Consider the following 1,925-nt stretch of genomic DNA (forward strand, 5'->3'; position numbering starts at 1 on the left):
CTCGGCTATGAGTAGTTGCGTGGGTTAGCACTTAACTTTGCAAGTACGCACCAAGCTGAAAATCCGCGAGGATTTTCAGAAGTAGGCGAGAACAAGCAATTACTTATAGCCATTGTTGTGGGCAGTTTTTATTTTACTGTTTTGCATAATTCATAGTTGTCCAAATTTTCTTGAATTGATTTGGCAATTTCTATGTATTTACTAACGTCTTTCTTAAAGTCTCCCCATTCTACAGAATGAATATATGATGAATAACCATTATAAATTGTATTGCCATTACATTCTCTCGTTTCAGGGTTCTTTATGTTAAACATATTGTCCTTTAAAATTTGAAAAAGAAAATTTGTTTTTAGTGTTCGACTTCCACAGGCTCTATTTTCCTCAATATAGTAATTATAACTGCCGTTTTCGTCAGGAAGAACGACTGCTAAAACAGCGTTAGTTCCACTTACCTTATCACCTTTCCTCATTTCTTTCATTGAATACGCCACTTCCCAAGGAATCCATTGGTCAGCCTCTGGCGTGTAAAATTCTTTCATTCCTTTAGAAACAAAAACTATTGTAGTTGAACTATCAAATATTTTTACTCGAAGTTTTGATTGAATTGTTGTGTCTTTAAAGCCTTCTAAACTTTCATCATCATTTTCTCCTTTGTAAATATGGTCGTCTTCTGCTAACAACTTTTGAAGCTCATCAACATAGTGACGAGCAGTTGTCTGAGTAAAGAAAACTGTCGGTAATGCCTCAACCAAAGAATCCGCATATTTATATGAAACAAAAATTTTTCTACCCATTTTATTGAACAAGGTTATAAATAGTTATTGCCATAAGAATTAAAGCTACAATACCATAAAAAGTTCTTAATGTTGAAGAAAACATAATTTTCCAAATGGAATCAACCTCATTTTCAAATCTTCTATAATTTAAATCATATAAATTTTCATTTGATTCTGCTCTGTTTTTTATTACCCAATTATAAAGAGCTATATAGCACCTTTCTTTATGAAGAAAAAAAGCGTCTAAATACCAAAAAACTAAAAGTGGTATTAATAGTACTAAAGACAAATAAGTAACATCATTGGTTACTAAAGTGTCTCTAGTTAAAGCTAAAACTGCCACAATTAATGTAATAGTCCAGCCCTTGAGCAAAAATGAATTGTTTGCCATTCGATTAATCACACCTTGGATTAAGTCGATTTCCTTATGTAATGTTTCTTTATTCATTTGATTACTGTTTTAACCATTCACTTAATTCTGTTATATATACAGTTCCTTCTTTATTAGCAGGTTTTTTAACATAGTAACCTTCTTTAAAATAATGACCGTGAATATTTGTGAATGCTTTATTATAATCTATCCTTGGGTATATTTGTAAATACTCATTTCCTTTATAATTATGGTCATAAGTACCTTGCTCTTTCATTGGAAGAATTGCAATATTATCAATATATTTATGAGTATCTCCAAATCCAAGTTCCCAATTACACCAATATGATTCTATTGCTTTTTCTGTAGCTAGTAAAACGAATTTTTTGCAAAATTTAATTACTTCTTTAATTCTTTTTGCCGTTTCTCCAGATGTTTCCTTTGGCATTTTATTGTCCATACTATCAATATAAACTTTCACGCCATACTCTTTTAAAAGACCCATCACACCTTGTAAATCCTTCAAGTCACTATGTTTATGCGAAAGAAAAACTGTATTTGTATTTGAATATGGTTTATTGTGACTAAACATTTTTACCTCTCGTAATGATTCATTCACAAATGATTCATTTATGCTTTTAGATTGAAAATGTCCTCGTTCAAATATCATTCTGTTTGTCGTTTTTTAAATTGCCCACAACGGTCTCGGCTATGAGTAGTTGCGTGGGTTAGCACTTAACTTTGCAAGTACACACCAAGCTGAAAATCCGCGAGGATTT

At 31.6% G+C, this 1,925-nt stretch carries 3 protein-coding genes; all 3 read right to left on the minus strand.

Annotated features, from left to right (window positions below):
• Nucleotides 1-128 precede the first annotated feature (128 nt).
• Genes WA340_RS05910 through WA340_RS05920 form a run of 3 tightly spaced genes read right to left on the minus strand, consistent with a single transcriptional unit; the run spans nucleotide 129 to nucleotide 1,816 of the window.
• Entirely contained in the window at nucleotides 129-794 is a 666-nt protein-coding gene (locus WA340_RS05910) for a TIR domain-containing protein (protein WP_336127854.1), read from the minus strand.
• Between the two features lies 1 nt (nucleotide 795).
• Nucleotides 796-1,224, minus strand: a complete 429-nt coding sequence (locus tag WA340_RS05915; protein WP_336127855.1) for a hypothetical protein — start codon at nucleotides 1,222-1,224, stop codon at nucleotides 796-798.
• Nucleotides 1,225-1,228: 4 nt separating this feature from the next.
• Nucleotides 1,229-1,816, minus strand: coding sequence for a toll/interleukin-1 receptor domain-containing protein (locus WA340_RS05920; RefSeq protein ID WP_336127856.1), 588 nt, complete (start codon nucleotides 1,814-1,816; stop codon nucleotides 1,229-1,231).
• Nucleotides 1,817-1,925 lie beyond the last annotated feature (109 nt).

It is taken from the genome of Mesoflavibacter sp. CH_XMU1422-2 (genome assembly GCF_037029245.1).
GTDB lineage: Bacteria > Bacteroidota > Bacteroidia > Flavobacteriales > Flavobacteriaceae > Mesoflavibacter > Mesoflavibacter zeaxanthinifaciens.

Excerpts from the sequence above, each read along its gene's own strand:
- WA340_RS05910 (WP_336127854.1), bottom strand. The coding sequence starts at position 794 with ATGGGTAGAAAAATTTTTGTTTCATATAAATATGCGGATTCTTTGGTT.
- WA340_RS05915 (WP_336127855.1), bottom strand. The coding sequence starts at position 1,224 with ATGAATAAAGAAACATTACATAAGGAAATCGACTTAATCCAAGGTGTG.
- WA340_RS05920 (WP_336127856.1), bottom strand. The coding sequence starts at position 1,816 with ATGATATTTGAACGAGGACATTTTCAATCTAAAAGCATAAATGAATCA.